The organism is Actinoplanes sp. NPDC048796 (genome assembly GCF_040650035.1).
GTDB lineage: Bacteria > Actinomycetota > Actinomycetes > Mycobacteriales > Micromonosporaceae > Actinoplanes.
This window is the reverse complement of record NZ_JBEZGO010000021.1, coordinates 42,199-62,242: the sequence shown is the minus strand read 5'-3', so window position 1 is coordinate 62,242 and position 20,044 is coordinate 42,199. Positions and strand designations below refer to the sequence as shown.

Genomic DNA, 20,044 nt, shown 5'->3' with positions numbered 1-20,044 from the left:
CACTCCGTTCACGGGCTGCGGGTCACCCCGGTGGCGGCCGGGGTGACCCTGATCAGCGGTCCTTTAGTACTTGCGGTCCGGCAGGGCGGCCTTCGCCTGCTCGGGGGTGAAGGTCGTCTCCTTGGTGAGGATCCGGGTGGGGACCTCCTCCTTGTTCTTGACCTTCTTGACCAGCTCCATCAGCTGTGGGCCGAGCAGCGGGCTGCACTCCACGATGAAGTTGATCTTGTTCTCGGAGAGGGCCGTCATGCCGTCCTTGACCGCGTCGACGGTGATGATCTTGATGTCCTGACCGGGCTTCTTGCCGGCCGCCTCGATCGCCTCGATGGCGCCCAGGCCCATGTCGTCGTTGTGCGCGTAGAGCACGTCGATGTCCTTGACGGACTGCAGGAACGTCTCCATCGTCTGCTTGCCGCTGGTGCGCTCGAACTTGCCGGTCTGCGAGGCGACGATCTTGAACTTCGGGTCGGCCTTGATGACGTCCTCGAAGCCGGTCTTGCGGTCGATCGCGGGCGCCGCGCCCGGCGTACCCTGCAGCTCGACGATGTTGACCGGGTCGGTCTTGCCGTCGTACTCCTTGGTCAGCCACTCGCCGGCCTTCTTGCCCTCCTCGACGAAGTCGGAGCCGAGGAAGGTCTTGTACAGCGACGTGTCCTTGGAGTCGACCGCGCGGTCGGTCAGGATCACCGGGATGCCGGCGTCCTTGGCCTCCTTGAGCACCGGGTCCCAGCCCGACTCGACGACGGGCGAGAAGGCGATGACGTCGACCCGCTGGGTGATGAAGGAGCGGATCGCCTCGATCTGCTTCTCCTGCTTGCCCTGGGCGTCGGAGAACTTCAGGTCGATGCCCTCGGCGGCGGCCGCCTCCTGGATGGACTTGGTGTTGGCCGTACGCCAGCCGCTCTCCGCGCCGACCTGCGAGAAGCCGAGCGTGATCTTGTCATCGCCGCCGCCGCCCGAGCCGGAGCCACCGTCGTCGCCGCCACAACCGGCCAGGGTCGAGGCGAGCAGGAGCCCACCGACCATCGCCACGGAAATTTTCTTGAGCACAGGGCCCTCCAAATTGTTAACGTTCACGCATTCAGAGATGGTCGTCAGCGCGACCGTGAGACACCGAGCGGAGCATCGAGAGGAGAGTCGCGGCCCATCCGGGCACCGCGTTTCAGCAGTGTTACCGTTCTCAAACGCTCCGTCAAGGTTTCGCCATCGGTTTGTTACCGGGCGATTGCCTTGGGTGCTGAACGCGCGGTCGCCTATGGACAGCCGGGCAGAGCTTGTGCGATGTTCACGCTCACAAACCTGCCGCTCCTTGCCTTCGGAGGTTCGTTCTTGCCATCGTCCGACGGCGATCGGTCCCGGCCCCGGCTCACGGTCATGCGCGACGTCGCCAAACTGGCCGGCGTCTCGCACCAAACCGTGTCGCGGGTCCTGAACAACCACCCCAACGTGCGGCAGGAGACCCGGCTGCGCGTGCTCGAAGCCATGCAGTCGCTGAACTACCGCCGCAACCTGGCCGCCCGCACACTGGTCACCCGCCAGTCCGACACCCTCGGCATCATCGGCTTCGAGACCACCCTGTTCGGGCCGGCGTCGATGCTGTACGCCATCGAGAGCGCCGCCCGCGACGCCGGCTACCTGGTCAGCATCGCCTCGGTCCGCGACCTGGAACGCCGCCACGTGGTCGAGGCGGTCGACCGCCTCACCCAGCACGCCGTCGACGGCGTCATCGCCATCGCCCCGAAACTGACCGTCACCAGCGCCCTGGCCCAGGCCCCACCGTCGCTGCGCTGCGTGGCGGTCGGCACCGCCGGCCAGTCGGACGCGGCCCCCACGGTCGGCATCGACAACGCGGCCGGCGCCTGCCTGGCCACCCAGCACCTGCTGGACCTGGGCCACCGCACGGTCCACCACGTGGCCGGCCCCGCCGACTGGCCCGAGGCGCAGGAACGGGTGGAGGGCTGGCGAGGCACCCTGTACGCGGCCGGCGCGGTGGTCCCACCCGCCGCCCCCGGCTGGTGGGACGCCGAGTCGGGCTACGCCCGGGGCCGCACCCTGGCCGCCGACCCGACGGTGACGGCCATCTTCTGCGCCAACGACCGGATAGCCCTGGGCGTCCTGCGCGCCCTGCACGAGGCGGGCCGCCGAGTCCCCGAGGACGTGAGCATCGTCGGCTTCGACGACATGCCGGACGCGGGCTACTTCCTGCCCCCACTGACCACGGTGCGCCAGGACTTCCGCGAACTGGGCCGCCGAGCCCTGACCCTCCTCCTGGAACACATGTCCGGCGACTCCACCACCGACCGCGTGCTCGTGGCCCCCCACCTCGTGCCGCGGGCGAGCACCGGCCCTCCCCCGTCCCGCTAGCCTCGCCCGGCCAGGCGCCCCAGCTCGGCCGCTCGCCCGGCTCGGCCGCTCAACCGCTCGCCCCGCTTGCCCGGCTCGACCGCTTGCCCGGCCCGACCGCTCGCCCGGCCCGACCGCTCGCCCAGCCCGACCGCTCGCCCAGCCCGACTGCTCGCTCAACTCGACCACTTGTCTAGCTCGCCCATAACGGCCGCTCGCCCAGGCCGACCACTTGCCTAGCGTCGCCCAACACGGCCGCTCTCCCTGATCGGCCGCCAGCCCGGACCAGAAAATCGGCCAGCTCAGCCGTTTCTCAGACTGGCCGCGACCCGAAGCGGCCACCGCCTGGAGCGGCCACCGCCCGGGGCGGCCACCACCCGGGGCGGCCATCACCCGGGGCGGCCACCACCCGGGGCGGCTGCTAGCTGAGGTCGGCGGGGGTGAGCGAGTAGATCGCCAGATCGACCCGGCCGGCGGGGACGATGCCGGCGTTGCGGGCGAGACCCTCGTACGTGAAACCGGCCTTTTCGGCGACCCGGATCGACGCCTCGTTGCCGGGCGCGATGCGCAGGACCACCCGCTCGAAGGCCGCCTCGGTCAGCACCCAGCGGGACAGCGCGGCGGTCGCCTCGGTCATCACCCCCCGCCCGCGGGCCGCGGGCGCCGCCCAGTAGCCGACCTCGGCCGTCCGATGCCGCCAGTCGGTCTTCTTCAGGTCGATCATCCCGGCCAGAACGCCGTCGCACTCGATCGCGCGGATCAGGCCACGCCCACTCGCCCGCACCTCGGGCGCCTTCTCGACCACGAAGGCCACCGCCTGCTCCCGCCCGTACGGTTGCGGAAGCGGCAGCCACCGCCGCGTACCCGAATCCGCCACAGCGGCCACGATCGCATCCACGTCACCCTCGCCCGGCGCCCGCAGAGTCAGCCGCGCCGTCCGCAGGACCACATCGGGAAACATCTCTTCCACCACCCGACGATCTTCACCCCTCGCCCACACGCCGTCATCCCGGCGCCCTGACCTCCGCGCCCCTGGCGGCTCGAACACTCGCTCGACGGTTACCACGGCCGCGCTCGCCGCCCCTCCGTTCGACAAGGCGGGCGGCCCCGCACGCCCTCGACTGGGCCTGGCGCCTCCGGACCGGGCGCGGCGCCCTCGACTGGGCCTGACGCCCGCGAACCGGGCGCGGCGCCCTCGGACCCGGCGCGGCGCCACGCACCAAGTGCGGCGCTGCAAACCAAACGCGACAATCCGGACCGGCCGCGAAAATGCGGACCGGCCCGGTAGTGCGGACCGGGCGTGGCACTCCGGATCGGCCCCCGTAGCGCGGACCGAGCGCGGCTTTGCGGATCGAGCGCGGCTTTGCGGACCGGCTCGGTGGCGCGGACCGGCCGCGAAACTGCGGACCGACCCGGTAGCGCGGACCGGGCGCGGCTCTGCGGACCGGCTCGGTGGCGCGAACCGGCCGCGACACTCCGGACCGGCCCCGGCGGCGCGGCGCTGCGGACCGGCCGTGACCCTGCGGACCGTTAGCGCGGACCGGGAATGACACTCCGGACCACCGCGACGCCTGCGGACCGGACGACTCCGGACTGGCCCGGTAGCGCGGACCGGGCGCGGCGCTGCAGACCGGGCGCGACAATCTGGACCGGCCGCGATACTGCGGACCGGCCGGTGGTCCAGGCCGGGCGCGGCGCTGCCAACCAAACGCGACAATCTGAACCGGACGCGACACTGCGGATCCGCCGGTGGTCCAGGCCGGGCGCGGAACCTCAGGATGCGGTGACGCTCGGCCGACGGGTCGGAGCACGGTGCTCGGGCAGCGTGAGCGGGGGCCACGTTTCCTCGGGGCGCCTTACCCCCGGTGCGCGGCCATCCGAACGACATGCGACGTTCCGCGCCTCGCCGCTGTTGAATGCCGCGTTTTCGTGATGGGGGCTCGTCTTGCGGCGCGGCCGGCCGCCGTCGGCGGTGTGTGCTGCGTTTCGTTGACGGGTTCGGGCTGCGCGGCGCGACTATTCTTCCGGCAAGGACAAGATGTGGGGTGCGGGTGAGGGTGAAGCGCGGGCGGCCGCCGGGGATGATGGATGTCGCCCGGCTGGCGGGGGTGTCGCATCAGACCGTGTCGCGGGTGCTGAACGAGCATCCGAACGTCAGTGAGCCGACACGTCTCAAGGTGCGCGCCGCTATCGCTGAGCTCGGGTACCGGCCCGACCGTACGGCCCGGGCTCTGGTCACCGGCACGTCGGCGGTGATCGGGGTGGTCGCGCCGAACACGGCGCTGTTCGGGCCCGCGTCGATGTTGAACGCGTTCGAGCAGGCGGCGCAGGACAGCGGGTTCGCCGTGAACGTGGGCAACGTGCGTACTCTCGATGAACGCTCCATCGCCCGCGCCGTCGAGCGCCACATGGACCAGCGCGTGGCCGGACTGGTGGTGATCGCCCCGGTGACCAGCGCCGAGTCGGCGCTGGCGGCCCTGCCCGCGGACATTCCGCTGGTCACCATCGACGGCGATCCGAGCCGGGAGAGCACGCGGGTGACTGTCGACCAGGTGGCCGGCGGGCGCGCCGCCACGGAACACCTGCTGGCCGCGGGCCATTCGACCGTCTGGCACGTCTCCGGACCGCAGGACTGGTTCGACGCCAACGGCCGCGTCCGCGGCTGGGAGGAAGCACTGCGCGCGGCCGGCGTGGAACCGCCGCCGTTGCTGATCGGGGACTGGAGCGCCGAGTCCGGTTACCGCAACGGCAAGCTCCTGGCCCGTCTGCCCGAGGTGACCGCCGTCTTCACCGGCAACGACCACATGGCGCTCGGCCTTCTCCGCGCCCTCAACGAGCAGGGCCGCCGCGTTCCCGCCGAGATCAGCATCGTGGGCTTCGACGACGTACCGCAGGCCGCGTACTACACGCCCCCGCTGACCACGATCCGCCCCGACTTCGACGCCGTGGCCCGCGCCGGCATCGACATGCTCCTGGCCCAGATCGAGTCCGGCGCCCCACCGACGACGGCCCGCCGCGTCATAGCGCCCACCCTCGTCTCCCGCGCCAGCGTGGCCGAGCCGCCCTCCTGAGAACGGCATTCCCTTGCTGCCGTGCAGGCTGGTATCGATCACTGTGGTGTGTTAGCGTTCACACGTCTCGACGTGAATTCGGCGCCGTGGACATCGAGTGAGAGTAAGGCCTAGCGGAGCCGTCAAGGGGAGTACGGCTTCGCTAGGTCTGTCTCGGTCTATAGAGAACGTTCACTTTCGGTCGGGTGGGGCCTAGTGGTTGAGAGCCACCGACCCGGCGCCGGGTAGCGTGGCCAGCCGTGACTGAGCCGGAGATCGAGGTCAGCGAAGATCTGGTCCGTGCGCTGCTGCGAGAGCAGCACCCGGACCTGGCCGACCGGCCCCTCAGCGAAGTCGCGGGCGGCTGGGGTAACCAGATGTGGCGCCTCGGCGACGACCTGGCCGTCCGGGTGCAGCGGATGGACACGAGCCCCGGCCCGCAGCTCAAGGAGCGCCGCTGGCTGCTCGTGCTGGCCGCACGCCTGCCTCTTCCCATTCCCACTCCGGTGCGCGACGGTTCGCCCTCCGCGCGCTTGCCCAAGATGTGGACCGTCATGACCTGGGTCCCCGGCACTCCGCTGGACCAGACGGCGATCACCCGCGGCGACCACGCGGCCGACGTGCTTGCCGCGTTCCTCCAGGCGCTGCATGTGCCGGCTCCGCCGGAAGCGCCGGGCGCCTCGGACTTCGGCACCCACCCCAGGGACTCCCGGGACGGGTTCGAGCGCTTCCTCGGCGCGGTGGACCTCGACGCCTTCGGCTTCGCCGCGGGTGACATCCGGGCCGTGTGGGACGAGGCGGCGGCGACTCCCCCCTGGCCGGGACCACGAGTGTGGGTGCACGGCGACCTGCATCCCGCGAACGTCGTCGTCGCCGACGGCACGCTCGCGGGCGTCGTCGACTTCGGCGCGCTCTTCGCCGGCGATCCGGCGTGGGACATCGCGGCCGCGTGGTTGCTGCTGCCCGACGGGGGCGCCTCGCGGTTCTTCGACCGCTACCCGCCGGTGGACGAGGCGACCGTACGGCGTGCGCGTGGGCTGGCCGCCATGAAGTGCCTGTTTCTCATGCTGATGGGCCAGAACGGCGAGCGCGGCCGGCCCGGCGGGAAGCCGAACTGGGGACCGGCCGGCCGCTCGGCCCTGCAGCGGGTTCTGCGAAGTCAGGCGTAGCTGCGGAGCAGGCGCGCTCCTAGACGGGCACGACGCGCCACACCGTGTCTCGGCTGTCCTGCACGACCTGGGTGCCGCGCGCGGTGCCGCCGTTGAGGGCGCCCAGCAGTTTGCCGCTGTTGGCGTTGCGGAGCTTGTAGAGGCCGTCGCCGGCGGGAACCAGGATCCAGCGGTGGTCGGCCGTACCGTTGTCGTCCCACTGCATGACACGCGCGTTGTCGGCGGTGGACATGTTCTCGACACCCAGGACCTTGCCGCTGTTGAGGTTGCGCAGCCGGATGCCGTCGCCGTCCGGGATCTGGATCCAGCGGTGGTCCGCCGTGCCGGTGTCGTCCCACGTCAGGGCGAGGCCGCCGTTGGCCACCGACATGTCCTTGATGCCGAGCACCAGGCCGGTGGCCGCGTTCACCAGCTTGTAGGCCCGCGTGGTGCTCCAGTAGACGGCGTAGTTGAAGCCGTGCGCGTCATAGAACGGGCCCAGGTTGACCGTGGCGCCGTTCGCGGTGGCGGTGAAGGCCAGGCCGCTCGTGCGGCGCACGGAGGCGACGTCGAGGGCGGGCGGCGCGGACAGCGCCGCGTTCCCGTAGTTGCCGGCCAGTACCACCGGCCCGTACGCCATGGCCTGGATGCCGGGGTTGTCGTTGGCGGGCCTGGCGATCAGGCGCATCGGCAGGCGCACGACGACGGTGTCGCCGGGAGCCCAGACCCTGGTGATCGTGGCGTAGGAACCGGGGGCGGCGGTGACCGCCACCGCTTGGCCGTTGACGGTGACGGTCGCGTCCGAGGTCCACGACGGGATCCGGACACGGATGCTCCAGGTGCCGCTCATCGTGCCGGCCAGCGTCAGCGTCGTGGTGTCGGCGGCCGGGAACGCCGTGGTCTGGGTGACCGTGAGGCCCCGCTCGGACCAGTTCAGCGTCGACGGCACGAACAGGTTCACCGTCAGGGTGGTGCCGTCGCGGAAGTAGATGGAGTCCATCAGCCGCGTGTTGACCTCGACGCCGGTGCCCTGACAGCACCAGAAGGTGCCGTAGTCGGTGCTCCACGTGCCGCCTCCCCAGGCGGGGCCGACGCCGCGGCGGCCGCCGGGGCGCAGCGGCGTGAAGTACGTGACGTGGCCGTGGGCGTCGGCCGGGTTCTGCGCGCCGATGACGTGGTTGAGCACGGCCTGCTCGTAGAAGTCGAAGTACGCGGCCCGGTTCGGGTCGGTCAGCCACAGCTCGCGGGTGAGCCGCAGCATGTTGACCGTGTTGCAGTGCTCGCACGTGTCGTTGGTCAGGTACGACGCGATCGCGTTGGGGGCGCGGAAGTGTTCGGCCTGGCTGTTGCCGCCGATGGCGTACGTGTGCGCGCCAACCGTGAAGTTCCAGGCGTTGGCCGCGATGTCGCGGTAGCGGGTGGTGCCCGTGGCCTTGTACTCGCGGGCGGCGCCGATCCACTTGGGCACCTGCGTGTTGGCGTGCAGCCCGGCCAGCTGGTCCACGCCGGAGGCCAGCGGGTTGAAGACGGCCGCGTGGTCGAAGCGCTGGGCCACGGTCAGCCAGCGGGCGTCGCCGGTCTGCTGGTACAGGTCGGTGAGCACGGCGTTCATGCCGCCGAACTCGGTACCGAGCATCGCCTGCATCTGGGACGACGACAATTTGGAGGTACGCGTGTCGACCCACCCGGCGAGCGCCAGCAGCACCGTGCGGGCCTGGGTGTTGCCGATGTAGCGCCACACGTCGAGCAAGCCGGCGAGGGTTTTGTGGACGCAGTAGTACGGCACGTTGCCGTTGCTGAGGGTCCGGGCCTCCAGCGCCGTGAAGTCCGACTCGGGGAAGCCGGACAGGTAGCCGTTCGCGGCCTGGCATTTCGCCAGCTCGGCCACCATGTAGTTCGCCTTGTCGCGGCAGGCCGTGTCGCCGAGCACCGCCCACGCCTGCGCCCACGCGGTCAGGAAGTGCCCCTGCACGTGGCTGCGGAACGGGAAGCTCGGCGCGTCCCAGCCGCCGTTGGCCGCGGCCCCGCCGGTGGACCGCCCGTGGTTGGCCCGGAAGACGTACAGCAGCCGGTCGACGTCGACGAAGCGCAGGTAGCTCAGCGTCCGGTTCTGGTTGTCCAGGAACCGGCCGGCGGTGAGCCGCACCTGGCCGAGCTCGAACGGCTGGGCCGCGACGCCGAGGTCGGGGCGGGTGGGCGGGAGCTCGGCGGCGAGGGCGGGCGTTGCGCGGGTGAGGACGGGGGAGAGCGCGGCGGCGAACAGCAGGCTCCGGCGGGTGACAGGCATGGGGATCTCCGACGTAGTTAACGTTAACAATGGGAGCCCCCTCACCATACATCGATGAGCGTCAACCCGGAACGGCCAGCGCGATGATCAGAGCGGACGTCCACTCCGGGTCACGGAGCCGGTCTCCGTACAGCTCGCGCAGTCTGGTCATCCGGTAGCGGACCGTCTGCGGATGGATGAACAGCTCGGCGGCGACGTCCTCGCGGCGGCCCTGATGGCGCAGCCAGCTGCGCAGCGTCTCGACGAGCTTGGCGTCGGGGCCGGAGCCGAGCGGCGCCAGCACCTTCGACCGCAGGTCGGCCAGGGCCTGCGGGTCGGCCGTGAGCACCAGTTCGGCCAAGTGGTCCTCGGTGTCGACGACCGTCCGGGTGGTGGCCGGGCCGATCAGCTCCGAGGTGCGCACCGCCCGGTCGTACGACGCCTTGGCCCGCAGCCACGGCCGCGCCGGGCCGACCACCGCGCTCTGGCCGCGCAGCAGGCCCAGTACGGCGGCCCGCGCCGAGCCGTCCATGTCCGGCACCAGCAGCACCTCGCTGAGCTGCAACGTCCGGGGGTCGAGCAGGTCGACGACCGTGCGGGTGGAGTGCTCGGGGACGAGCACGGCGGTCAGCGTGCGCGGCGGCGACCAGTCGGCGCGCTCGGCGGCCGCGACGACCACGTGCTCCGGTTCGCCGGCCAGCAGGGCCTGGGCCAGCTGTTCGAGGTCGCGGATCCGGGCCCGGCCGGAGGAGGCCAGCTGGTCGGCGTGCCCGGCCACGCTGGCCGCGGAGAGCTCGTCGATGTAGGCGAAGACCAGCTCAGCGAAGTGGGCGATGGTCGCGGCCGGCTGCCCGCTGCTGACGCTGATGGCGGCCAGCTCGTGCCACGAGACGCGGGCTCCCACCCGGTAGGCACCCAGCAGCGCGTCCAGGCTGCGGCCGTTGCGGGCCTCACCCCTTCCCAGCGCGTACGCCCCCTCGAGCGCCGGCCCGAGCGGCGACTGCGGCTCGGGGCCGTCGGCCCGGGACACCAATTCGAGGAAGGTGCCCAGGGCGGCCCGTACGGCTCGCTCGATCTTGGGACCGAGATCACCGGCGAAGGGCACGGCGTACGCGGGAACTTCGGTCATGATGGCATCGATGGTCCGCAACGCCACGTCGGGCAGGCGCATCTTCAGCGGGGCGACGACTTCCGGCGCGAGCCGGAAAGTTCTGACATCCGGGAGAGCGTCACTCATCGTTTAATCGCCTCGTCTTGTCTCCTGCGAACAAAAAACGCGGTGCTGTTCACTTCCTCCGGTCAGGAATCTACCTCCGGAACGCAGGAAACTCGTTATGTGGCTGTGATGCGCAACATACGGGGCAGTGCCTGGCGGGTGGTCGAACTGATCACCACGCCGGTGGTGCCCGCCGACTATCTCGACGTGATCGCTCCGCTGCGGAACGCCAACGTGCTCCGCGCGAAGGTCGACGCCGTGCGCCCGGAGACGGCGAACAGCGTCACCCTGCTCCTGCGGCCCGGCCGCGGCTGGGTGCGGCACGAGCCGGGTCAGTACGTGCGGGTCGGGGTGGACGTCGACGGCGTACGGCTGTGGCGCTCGTACTCGATCACCAGTTCGCCCCGGCGCACCGACGGCCGGATCACCATCACCGTCAACGCGGTTCCCGAGGGCGTGGTCAGCAATCACCTCGTACGGAACGCGAAGCGGGGTTGGATCCTGCACCTCGACCCGCCCACCGGCGAGTTCCAGCTGTGCGCGCCCCGGCCGGCCAAGGCCCTGTTCGTCACCGCGGGCAGCGGCATCACCCCGGTCATGGGCATGCTGCGCAGCGCCCTGCACGAGCTCTCCGACGTCGTCGTCGTGCACTCGGCCGGCACCCGCGAGGCGGTGGTCTTCGGCTCCGAGCTGCGCGCGATGGCCGCCGACGGGCGGATCCGCCTGATCGAGCGGCACACCCGGGCCGACGGCCGCCTCAAGCCGGCCGACCTCGACGAACTGGTGCCCGACCTGTTCGAGCGGCGGGCCTGGGCCTGCGGGCCGAACGAGATGCTGGACGACCTCGAGACCCACTGGGCCGACGCCGAAGCAGGCCATCTGCTGCGCACCGAGCGCTTCCGGCCCACGCTGATCAGCGGGGACGGCGGCGGAACGGTCACCTTCACCCAGTCCGGCACGGTCGTCGAGACCGACGGATCCGAGCCGCTGCTCGACTCCGGTGAGGCCGCGGGCGTGCTCATGCCGTCCGGCTGCCGGATGGGCATCTGCTTCAGCTGCGTGCTGCCGCTGCGCGAAGGCGCCGTGCGCGACCTGCGCGACGGGCAGCTCACCGTCGCCGAGCCCGGCGACAGCATCCCCGTACAGACCTGCATCTCGGCCCCCGCGGGCCCCTGCACCATCGACGCCTGAGCAAAGAGGAACCTGCATGACGACGATCCAGCGCAAAGAGTCCAACCCGATCGCCCACCTGACGCCTGCGGACATCGAGCAGATCGGCGTCGAGCTCGACGCCATCCGCGACGAGGTCATGGGCAGCCGGGGCGAGAAGGACGCCGCGTACATCCGCCGGGTGATCGCCTGGCAGCGCGGCTTGGAACTCGGCAGCCGCGGGGTCCTGCTCTTCTCGCTGTTCCCGCCGGCCTGGCTGGTCGGCACGGCCGGCCTGTCGATCGCCAAGATCCTCGAGAACATGGAGATCGGCCACAACATCCTGCACGGCCAGTGGGACTGGATGCGCGACCCGAAGATCCACTCGACGAAGTGGGAATGGGACCACGCCTCCCCGGCCGAGCAGTGGAAGCACTCGCACAACGAGCTGCACCACACGTACACGAACGTGGTCGGCCGCGACAACGACCTCGGCTACGGCATCATGCGCGTCGACGAGGACCAGAAGTGGCACCCGGCGCACCTGGGCCAGCCGTTCTACAACTTCATCAACGCCTGCTTCTTCGAGTACGGCATCGCCGCGTACGACCTCGAACTCGGCAAGAACCTGGCCACCAAGGAAAGCCGTCGCGACCCCAAGTTCCGCGCCGGCCTCAAAGCGGTCCGCAAGAAGATCGGCAAGCAGGTCCTGAAGGACTACGTGGTGCACCCGGCCCTGTCCGGGCCGTCGTTCCTGCACACCATCGCCGCCAACGCCACGGCCAACCTGATCCGCAACCTGTGGAGCCACTCGGTCATCATGTGCGGCCACTTCCCGAACGGCGTCGAGACCTTCGAGAAGACGTCGATCGAGGGCGAGACCCGCGGCGAGTGGTACCTGCGGCAGATGCTCGGCTCGGCCAACATCAGCGGCAGCAAGGCCATGCACCTGATGACCGGCAACCTGTCCCACCAGATCGAGCACCACCTGTTCCCGGACATGCCGAGCAACCGCTACAAGGAGATCGCCCCCAAGATCCAGGACCTGTTCCAGAGGTACGGCCTGACCTACACGGCGGGCCCGCTCCCCAAGCAGGTGGCCTCGGCCTGGTACAAGGTCTTCCGGCTGTCGCTGCCCAACCGTGGCCAGGCGGCCGTGCGCCGCCCGGTGGAGAAGAAGGCCCCGGCCGAGGCCAACCGCTGGCGCCGGGCCAAGGCCCCCGCCGCTCTGTAGCTAGCCCGCGTACATCCCGCTGATCAACGACTGCCACGTCATGGGGCCGACGATCCCGTCGACCGCCATGGCGGGCTCGTCGTTGTCGTGCAGGAACTGCTGCCAGTCGATCACCACGGTCTCGGTGACCGGCCCGAAGATCCCGTCCACCAGCGGCGCGTTGTTCGGGTCACCGGACTGGTTGCGGTACTGGAACTCCTCCTGCACGGACTTCACGGCATCGCCACGGTCACCGGACCGCACGGTCAGAACGAGCGCCTTCCAGGTGGCCGGCCCGACGATGCCGTCGACGGCCAGGCCCTTCGACTGCTGGAACGCCCGCACGGCGGAGTTCGTCTTGGGCCCGAAGTCCCCGTCCACGGTCACGGTGTGCCCGCGGGCCCGCAGGTGATATTGAAGGCTCGGTACGGGGTGAGCCTTGTCCCCCTGCCGCACCAGCGGCCACGGCTGCAACGCCATCGCGATCATCCCCTGAGCCGGCGGCCACACCCGGGCCGCTCCGGCCCCGCCATCGTCACTCCCCCACGCGATCCACAGTGTCCTCGGTCGCGCTCCCGACATCGGTTAGGCACAACACCGCGCCGGCACCCTCGCTCACGGCCTCAGTCGGACGGCTCGGAGTCCACGCCGATCGAGCGCAGATATTCGAGGGCCAGCGCGGACGCGACCTTGGCCCGCACGTAAGGCGTCGCGAGGGCGCTTGCGATGACGGGGTCGCCGGGACCCTCGCGAGGGAAGCCACGTGTATCGATCACTCGGTGCTCGTGAACGATCGCGAGGGCAGGGCGTCCAGTTCCCGCTGCCAATCGTCCGCGGCCGCCAGGATCTGGGCGGGCCGGACCCGCAACTCGACCGGATTGTTCTCGCGCGGCCAGGGCGCGGCGGCTTCGGCAGTGAAGGAGAAGCGGACGACGAGTTCGTCGCCGCATGCGGCTGCGGAAAGGCTGAGAACGGGCTCGATGAACGACAGCGATAGCCCGACTCGACCGGCCGCCACCTGGCGGAGCCACGCGGTCAGGTCGTGTGCCTCTCCGATGAGAAGGCAGGGGTCCGTGAACGACCAGGTTCGGTCGCCGAGGTCGACGGTGCCATCGATGACCAGCCACTGGTCGTCCCACTCGCCGGCGTCGGCCGGGAACTGCCAGCGCACCGGTCTCAGGTCCACTCGGGTTCCGTCACTCGCTTCGATGAGCACAACGCCACGTTAGTGCCGCGGCCTCCGCGGAGTCGGATAGCTTGGATGATCATGATCAAAGGGCTGGCGCTGCGCTATCTGTGGTGGGCCGAGACCTGGTTCACGCTGGCCTGTCTCGTGATCCTCGGCTTCGCCGTCGCCGGGCTCGTCACCGGGGCCCGCGACGGGCCGGCCCTCGGCGCGACCCTGGTCACGCTGGCGTTGCTGCTGGGGTGGCGGCGGGCGGCGGTGGCGGGCTGGGTCGCCGGGTTCTGCGCGATGGCCGTGCTGGCCGTGCCGGGGCTGTGGTCGGGGGTCATGGCCGGGGCGCTGCAATTGGCGCTGACCAACCTTTTCATGCGCCGGGGCGGGAAGCTCGCCGTGGCCGCCGCCGTGCTCACGTTCGCCGAGCTCTATGCGGTTCTCGCGGTCGCGCAGGCTCCTCCCGGGCTCACCGCGACCGTGACGCTGGCGGTCTGGACGCTGGGCGCGGCCGGGTCGGGGGCGGCTATCCGGTCGCGGCAGCAGTACATCGCGGCCATCGAGGAGCGGGCGCGGTGGGCGGTCGAGACGCGGGAGGCCGAGGCGCAGCGGCGGGTGGCCGAGGAGCGGCTGCGGATCGCCCGGGACCTGCACGACGTGGTCGGTCACCAGGTGGCCGTGATCAAGCTGCACACCGGGCTGGCCCGGCGGACGTTGCGGGCCGACGCCGACCGGGCCGAGGCGGCGCTGCGGGAGGCCGAGGCGGCGACCGGGACGGTGCTGCGGGAGATGGCCGGCATGCTGCGGGTGCTGCGGGAGACCGACGAGCCGCCGGCGGGGCTGGCCGGTGTCGAGGATCTGGTCGCCACCTTGCGGGCCGGCGGCATGGACATCGCCGTCGAGCGCGAGGGCGACCCCGGCCGGGTGCCGGATCTGGCCGGGATGACCGCCTACCGGGTCGTCCAGGAGCTGCTCACCAACGCCCGCAAGCACGGGCACGGGCCGGTCGAGCTGGCCGTCCGGATCGGGGGCGGAAGCCTGGTCGTCGAGGTGTCGAACCCGGTCGCGGCCACGGCGGCGGGCACGCCGGGCTACGGTCTGATCGGCATGCGGGAACGGGTGGCGGCGGCCGGCGGCCACCTGAGCGCCGACCGACGGGGGACCATGTTCCGGGCAACAGTGGAGCTGCCGCTATGAGCGTGCGGGTGCTCATCACCGACGACCAGGCCCTGATCCGGGCCGGGCTGCGCGGCATCCTCGAGTCGGAGCCGGGCATCGAGGTGGCCGGTGAGGCCGCCGACGGGGCGGCCGCGGTCGAGGCCGTCCGGGCCGGTGGGGTCGACGTCGTCCTCATGGACCTGCGGATGCCGGTCATGGACGGCCTCGAGGCGACCCGCCGGATCGCCGCCGAGCCGGGCGTCGCCGTGCTGGTGCTCACCACGTTCGAGAACGACGCCAACGTGCTCGACGCGGTGGCCGCGGGCGCCCGCGGATATCTCGGCAAGGACGCCGACCCGGAGACGGTCGTCGACGCCGTGCGCCTGGCCGCGCGCGGGCAGACGCTGCTCTCGCCGAAGGCGATGGCCGCCCTCGCGTCGCGGGCGCACCTGCCGTCCGTACCACCGCAGGCACCCGATCTGCCCGGCGCCGGGCTGACCGACCGGGAGCGCGAGGTGGTCCGGCTCGTCGCCACCGGCATGACCAACGACGACATCGCCGCGCGTTTCACCATCTCCCCGCTGACCGTGAAGACGCACGTCAACCGGGCCATGGCCAAGCTGGGCGTCCGGGACCGGGCCGCCCTCGTCGTGGCCGTGCTCGGCATACCGCGAGAAGAGTAGGTACTCCGGCGGCGGTACGCCGCGGTGTCTGCGGCGGGACGACGACACCGAGGGGTGCCGGCGGCCAGGCTTTCGGTATGGCTCGTCTTCTCTATCGGCTCGGTGTCGCCAGTGCGCGCCGTCGCGGTCTCGTCCTGCTGGTGTGGGCGCTGGTGGCGGTCGCCGTCGGCGCCGGCGCCGCGACCGGCATGAAGTTCGGCGACGGCGGTTTCTCCATGCCCGGCTCCGAATCCAGCCGCGCCCTCGAGCGGATGGGCACGTACTTTCCCGGCACCGGCTCCTCCTCGGATCAGGAGAGCCTTCAGCTGGTGCTGAGCACGCGCGACGGCTCGCCGCTGACCGCCGGCGCCGCGCGGACCGCGCTCGCGGAGGCGCGGAAGGTTCCCCACGTCTCCTCGGTGAGCAACCCCTTCGACCCCCAGCGGCCGTACGTCTCGGCCGACCGCACGACCGCGGTCGCGACCGTCACCTTCACCGGCCTCACCGACGACGACACCGAGGCCACGTACGACCGGGTCGTCGCCGTCGCCGAGCAGGCCCGTACCGCCGGCCTGAACGCCGAGGTCGGCGGCTCCATCGAGGCCATGGGGGCCGAGGTGGGCGGGGTCAGCGAGATCGTCGGCGTGCTGCTGTCGTTCGTCGTCCTGCTGGTCACCTACGGCTCCCTGGTCGCGGCCGGCGCCAACATCCTGGTCGCGCTCGTCGGTGTCCTGGTCGGCATCCTGGGCGTGCTGGCCTTCTCGGCGCTGCACCCGATCAGCTCCACCACGCCCACCCTGGCCGTCATGATCGGCCTGGCCGTCGGCATCGACTACAGCCTGTTCATCCTGGCCCGCGTCCGTAACGAACTGCGGGAGGGCCGCGGCCTGGAGGACGCCATCGGCCGGGCCGCGGGCACGGCCGGCTCCGCCGTCGTCTTCGCCGGCACCACTGTCATCATCGCCCTGGCCGGTCTGTCGGTCGTCCGCATCGGCTTCCTCACCGAGATGGGCCTGGCCGCCGCGGCCACCGTGGCGGTGGCCGTGCTGATGGCCCTCACCCTGCTTCCGGCGCTGGCGCGCTTCATGGGTACGAGGGTGCTGCCGCGCCGCGAGCGCGGGGGCGCCTCGCACGCGCAGGCCCGGGCCACCCGCCTCACCTTCCTGGACCGCTGGATCCGGGTGGTCGTCCGCCGGCCCGGCCTGATCGCGGTCACCGTGGTGGTGGGGCTGCTCGCCCTGTCCGTGCCCACCCTCTCCATGAAGACGGCCCTGACCACGCCCGGCGGGGAGGACCCGGCGAGCACCCAGCGCGCCGCCTACGACCTGATCGCCGAGAAGTTCGGGGCCGGCTCGCAGAGCCCGCTGATCGTGCTGCTCGAGGGCGACGGCGCCGGCGGCCAGGTCGCCGAGGTCACGGCCGCGCTGGGCAGGCTGCCGGACGTCGCCGCGGTCGATCCGGCCGGGGTCACGAAGTCCGGCGGCGCCGCGCTGCTGCGGGTCATCCCCGAGAGCGGCCCGATCGACGACAGCACGTACGAGCTGGTGCACAGCATCCGCGGGGTGACGTTCGCCGGCGTCCAGCTGTCGGTGACCGGCCAGACCGCCATCGACATCGACCTCAACCACGCGCTGCGCCAGGCCCTGATCGTCTACCTGGTGCTGGTGGTCGGGCTCTCGCTGCTCCTGCTGATCGTGTTGTTCCGCTCGCTGCTGGTGCCGCTGATGGCCACGCTCGGCTTCCTGCTGTCGCTGGGCACCGCCTTCGGCGTGACCGTGGCGGTCTTCCAGTGGGGCTGGCTCAGCGGCCTGTTCGCCGCGCCCGCCGGCAATCCGATCCTGAGCTTCGTGCCGATCCTCATCGTCGGCATCCTGTTCGGCCTGGCCATGGACTACCAGGTCTTCCTGGTCTCGCGCATCCACGAGGCCCACCGCAAGGGCCTGACACCGGCCGAGTCGGTTCTGGACGGCTTCGGCCGTACGGCGGTGGTGGTGGCCGCCGCGGCCCTGATCATGACCTCGGTCTTCGGCTCCTTCGCCATCGCCCCGATGTCGATCATCGCCTCGATCGGCCTGGCCCTGACCGCCGGCGTGCTGGCCGACGCCTTCGTGGTCCGCATGATCCTGGTGCCGGCCCTGCTTGCCCTGCTCGGCGAGAGGGCCTGGTGGATGCCGCGCGGGCTGGACCGGATCCTGCCCCACATCGACGCCGAGGGCCAGTCGCTGACGGTCAGCGCGACAGCCGGCTCAGCAGCAGCGCCAGCCGTCGCTCATGGAGCTCACGCGGCAGGCGGCCACCGCGGGTGAGCGTGGCCAGGCCGTGCAGGGCGCTCCAGAGCAGCTCGGCGAGCAGGCCCTCGTCGTCGCCGGCGGCGATCGGGCGTACGACCGCAAGCAGCTCGTCGAAGCAGTCGTGCAGGGCGCCGGGTGCTTCCGGGGTGGCGAACGGCAGGGTGCTGGCGCGGTTGAACATCGCGTCGTAGAGGGCCGGCCGCCGCTCCGCGAAGTCGAGGTAGGCGGCGCAGACGCCCGCGAGCCGGTCCCCGGACCGCTCGCGGGCGGCGCGTATGTGGGCCGCCATCTCGGTGAAGCCCTCGACGGCGACGGCGGCCATGATGGCCTCCTTGCCGGCGAAGTGGCTGTAGAGCACGGGCTGGCTGTACTCGACCCGCTCGGCCAGGCGCCGGGTGGTGACCGCCTCCCAGCCCTCGGCCTCGGCCAGTTCCCGGGCCGCCGTGATGATCAGTTGCTCGCGTTCGGCCCGCTCCCGCAGCCGCCGTGCCTGGGTCGTCATGCCCACGATTCTAGCACCGCTAGGTTTTCTGTCGACGCTCTGTTAGCGTCGGTAGGAGTTCTAGCGGCGCTAGAAATTCATGGAGGAACCATGCTCGCGTACGGCCTGGCCATTGCCCTCGACCTGTTCATCATCTTCATCGGTGCCCGGTTCCTGCTCCAGCCCGAGACCGCGGCGGCCGGCTACGGCGTGCCGTCGACGCGCGGCGCCTACCTGAGCGTCAAAGGGGTGCGCGACCTGACGTACGGCGTCCTCGGCCTTTGCCTGCTCTTCTTCGCGGGCACCACGGCGGCGGCCTGGTTCATGCTCGTGGTCGCCATCGCCCCGTTCGGCGACACCGTGATCGTGCTGCGCAACGGCGGCACCCGCGCCACCGCCTTCGGCATCCACTTCGCCACGGCCATCGTGGTGCTGATCAGCGCGGCCCTGCTGTTCGCCGCCTAGCTCACGGCCAGAGCAGGTCGCGGGTCCAGCCCGAGGGCGTTCGGGCGTAGCGCAGGCGCGTATGTTTGCGCTCCTTGTCGGCCTGCCAGAACTCCACCCGGTCCGGGGCGAGGGTGTAGAGCGTCCAGCCCGGATCGACGAAGTCCGGGTCGGTGTCGATCCGGTGGCGGGCCCCGGCCACGGCCTCGTCGAGGACGGCCCGGTCGGCGAGGACCTGGCTTTGACGGCCGAGCGAAGCCTCCGCGCGGGAGCCGGGCGGGCGGGCCAGGAAGTCGGCGGCGCTCCGTTCGGGCGGCGCGGGGTGCACGGGGCCGCGGACCCGGATCTGGCGGCCCTGCGGCGACCAGTAGAAAGTGAGCGCGGCGACCGGATCCCGGGCCAGCTCGCGGCCTTTGGGGCTGGCCGCGTGGGCGGCGAACTGCCAGCCGTCCTCGTCGACGTTCTTGAGGATGAGGACGCGGGCGCCGGCCCCGGCCGTGGACAGGGTCATGGCGTGCGGCTCGCGGACGCCCGCGTCGACGGCGGCCATCAGCCACTCGATGAAGAGCTGGTCCGGCCGGGCCGGCGCCGCCGACGGGTCGAAGGACGGCAGCTCACCGGCGAAGACGGGCAGGGCCCGCAGGTAGTCCCTCATCGGCGGTGCCCCACGATCAGGCGCAGCGAGCCCTCGAACCGCGGTTGGGTACGGAGGTGGCCGTATCTCTCGTCCCACGCCCCCGATTCGAGGTCGGCGCGCAACGACTCGACGGCTCGCGTCGTGGCCGCCTCGTCGACGAACCCCCAGGCCGACTGGGCCGCCCGCACCCGGGGATCGAGGAATTCCGACGGGCGGGCGTAGAAGGCCTCGGTGAAACCGTCGGTGCAGTCGATGGGTACGGGCACCTCGCGCACCTCGGAGCGGGGCCCGATCGCGTCGGCGATGACGTCGACGGCGGGAAAACGGCGCCGCTCGGCGGCGATGAGCTCCGGCACGTAGGCGGCCAGCCAGAACCGGTCGAGGGCGGCAGCGTCGAAAGTCAGCACGAGCACCGGCCCACGGGCGACGCGGCGCAGCTCGGCCAGGCCGCGGGCCGGGTCGGGCCACTGGTGCACGGTGACGGTGGCCATCACCGCGTCGAACGCGCCGTCGTCGAACGGCAGGTTCTCGGCGACCGCGTCCAGCGCGGGAACAGCCGACGGTGGGCGCTGGGCGCGCATCCGGGCCGAGGGTTCGACCGCTGCCACGTACCGGTCGGTGGGCTCGTAGGAGCCGGCGCCGGCGCCGACATTGAGGACGGTCCGGGCGTCGCCCAGGGCCGCGTGCAGGGTCGCGGCGATCCGAGGGTCGGGGCGCCGCTGAAGCGCGTACCCCGAGCCCCGGGTTTCGTAGTCGACGTCGCCGCTCAAGATTTTCGTCATGACGGCGACGCTAAACCCGTACCCAAG

19 protein-coding genes are annotated in these 20,044 nt (G+C 71.4%); 9 read left to right on the top strand and 10 right to left on the bottom strand.

The features are described from left to right. Window positions 1-63: 63 nt before the first annotated feature. The gene (locus AB0C26_RS42610; protein WP_360260065.1) at window positions 64-1,026 is read right to left on the bottom strand and encodes an ABC transporter substrate-binding protein; all 963 of its coding nucleotides are present in this window, start codon (window positions 1,024-1,026) and stop codon (window positions 64-66) included. A gap of 348 nt (window positions 1,027-1,374) precedes the next feature. Between AB0C26_RS42610 and AB0C26_RS42605 the strand changes: the two genes are divergently transcribed. After that, window positions 1,375-2,364 (top strand): LacI family DNA-binding transcriptional regulator, encoded by a 990-nt coding sequence (locus tag AB0C26_RS42605; protein ID WP_360260062.1) that lies wholly within the window; start codon window positions 1,375-1,377, stop codon window positions 2,362-2,364. 400 nt (window positions 2,365-2,764) lie between these two features. On the opposite strand, the gene AB0C26_RS42600 is transcribed toward AB0C26_RS42605, so the two are convergent. Further along, complete coding sequence (locus tag AB0C26_RS42600) at window positions 2,765-3,304, bottom strand: GNAT family protein (RefSeq protein WP_360260060.1); 540 nt, start codon at window positions 3,302-3,304, stop codon at window positions 2,765-2,767. A gap of 1,120 nt (window positions 3,305-4,424) precedes the next feature. On the opposite strand from AB0C26_RS42600, the gene AB0C26_RS42595 reads away from it, so the two are divergent. Further along, window positions 4,425-5,414 carry a LacI family DNA-binding transcriptional regulator gene (locus AB0C26_RS42595; protein WP_360260057.1) on the top strand — a complete coding sequence of 330 codons (990 nt, stop codon included), beginning with the start codon at window positions 4,425-4,427 and terminating at the stop codon, window positions 5,412-5,414. A gap of 239 nt (window positions 5,415-5,653) precedes the next feature. Further along, window positions 5,654-6,562, top strand: coding sequence for an aminoglycoside phosphotransferase family protein (locus tag AB0C26_RS42590; RefSeq protein ID WP_360259929.1), 909 nt, complete (start codon window positions 5,654-5,656; stop codon window positions 6,560-6,562). A gap of 19 nt (window positions 6,563-6,581) precedes the next feature. Here AB0C26_RS42590 and AB0C26_RS42585 read toward each other — a convergent pair whose 3' ends face one another. Continuing rightward, window positions 6,582-8,828, bottom strand: a complete 2,247-nt coding sequence (locus AB0C26_RS42585; RefSeq protein ID WP_360259926.1) for a beta-L-arabinofuranosidase domain-containing protein — start codon at window positions 8,826-8,828, stop codon at window positions 6,582-6,584. A gap of 61 nt (window positions 8,829-8,889) precedes the next feature. Beyond that, window positions 8,890-10,044, bottom strand: a complete 1,155-nt coding sequence (locus AB0C26_RS42580) for a helix-turn-helix domain-containing protein (protein ID WP_360259924.1) — start codon at window positions 10,042-10,044, stop codon at window positions 8,890-8,892. Between the two features lie 108 nt (window positions 10,045-10,152). On the opposite strand from AB0C26_RS42580, the gene AB0C26_RS42575 reads away from it, so the two are divergent. Together AB0C26_RS42575 and AB0C26_RS42570 are read left to right on the top strand one after the other, a co-directional pair. After that, a complete protein-coding gene (locus AB0C26_RS42575) occupies window positions 10,153-11,214 on the top strand; it encodes a ferredoxin reductase (protein ID WP_360259921.1) in 1,062 nt (353 codons plus the stop codon). Between the two features lie 16 nt (window positions 11,215-11,230). After that, complete coding sequence (locus AB0C26_RS42570; protein WP_360259919.1) at window positions 11,231-12,406, top strand: acyl-CoA desaturase; 1,176 nt, start codon at window positions 11,231-11,233, stop codon at window positions 12,404-12,406. On the opposite strand, the gene AB0C26_RS42565 is transcribed toward AB0C26_RS42570, so the two are convergent. The 3 genes from AB0C26_RS42565 to AB0C26_RS42555 form a co-directional block, all read right to left on the bottom strand. Next, window positions 12,407-12,865, bottom strand: coding sequence for a peptidoglycan-binding protein (locus tag AB0C26_RS42565; protein ID WP_360259917.1), 459 nt, complete (start codon window positions 12,863-12,865; stop codon window positions 12,407-12,409). It abuts the gene before it with no gap. A 143-nt stretch (window positions 12,866-13,008) separates the two neighbouring features. After that, complete coding sequence (locus AB0C26_RS42560; protein ID WP_360259915.1) at window positions 13,009-13,161, bottom strand: hypothetical protein; 153 nt, start codon at window positions 13,159-13,161, stop codon at window positions 13,009-13,011. After that, window positions 13,158-13,571 (bottom strand): hypothetical protein, encoded by a 414-nt coding sequence (locus tag AB0C26_RS42555; protein WP_360259913.1) that lies wholly within the window; start codon window positions 13,569-13,571, stop codon window positions 13,158-13,160. The genes AB0C26_RS42560 and AB0C26_RS42555 overlap by 4 nt, the downstream gene beginning before the upstream one ends. Before the next feature lie 81 nt (window positions 13,572-13,652). Here AB0C26_RS42555 and AB0C26_RS42550 point away from each other — a divergent pair, with 81 nt between their 5' ends. The 3 genes from AB0C26_RS42550 (at window position 13,653) to AB0C26_RS42540 (ending at window position 17,688) form a co-directional block, all read left to right on the top strand. Continuing rightward, on the top strand, window positions 13,653-14,759 hold the full coding sequence (locus tag AB0C26_RS42550; protein WP_360259911.1) for a histidine kinase: 1,107 nt from the start codon (window positions 13,653-13,655) through the stop codon (window positions 14,757-14,759). Further along, complete coding sequence (locus tag AB0C26_RS42545; protein WP_360259909.1) at window positions 14,756-15,403, top strand: response regulator transcription factor; 648 nt, start codon at window positions 14,756-14,758, stop codon at window positions 15,401-15,403. Before AB0C26_RS42550 ends, AB0C26_RS42545 begins: the two co-directional genes overlap by 4 nt. Before the next feature lie 77 nt (window positions 15,404-15,480). Continuing rightward, window positions 15,481-17,688 carry an MMPL family transporter gene (locus AB0C26_RS42540; protein ID WP_360259907.1) on the top strand — a complete coding sequence of 736 codons (2,208 nt, stop codon included), beginning with the start codon at window positions 15,481-15,483 and terminating at the stop codon, window positions 17,686-17,688. Here the strand turns inward: AB0C26_RS42540 and AB0C26_RS42535 are convergent. Continuing rightward, window positions 17,612-18,175: a TetR/AcrR family transcriptional regulator gene (locus AB0C26_RS42535; protein WP_360259905.1), complete on the bottom strand. Its 564-nt coding sequence runs from the start codon at window positions 18,173-18,175 to the stop codon at window positions 17,612-17,614. The genes AB0C26_RS42540 and AB0C26_RS42535 overlap by 77 nt on opposite strands. A gap of 90 nt (window positions 18,176-18,265) precedes the next feature. On the opposite strand from AB0C26_RS42535, the gene AB0C26_RS42530 reads away from it, so the two are divergent. After that, the gene (locus AB0C26_RS42530; RefSeq protein WP_360259903.1) at window positions 18,266-18,619 is read left to right on the top strand and encodes a DUF4267 domain-containing protein; all 354 of its coding nucleotides are present in this window, start codon (window positions 18,266-18,268) and stop codon (window positions 18,617-18,619) included. Window position 18,620: 1 nt separating this feature from the next. Here the strand turns inward: AB0C26_RS42530 and AB0C26_RS42525 are convergent, their stop codons facing one another. Both AB0C26_RS42525 and AB0C26_RS42520 read right to left on the bottom strand, forming a co-directional pair. Next, window positions 18,621-19,253, bottom strand: coding sequence for a pyridoxal 5'-phosphate synthase (locus tag AB0C26_RS42525; RefSeq protein WP_360259901.1), 633 nt, complete (start codon window positions 19,251-19,253; stop codon window positions 18,621-18,623). Then, entirely contained in the window at window positions 19,250-20,017 is a 768-nt protein-coding gene (locus tag AB0C26_RS42520) for a class I SAM-dependent methyltransferase (RefSeq protein WP_360259899.1), read from the bottom strand. The genes AB0C26_RS42525 and AB0C26_RS42520 overlap by 4 nt, the downstream gene beginning before the upstream one ends. Window positions 20,018-20,044 lie beyond the last annotated feature (27 nt).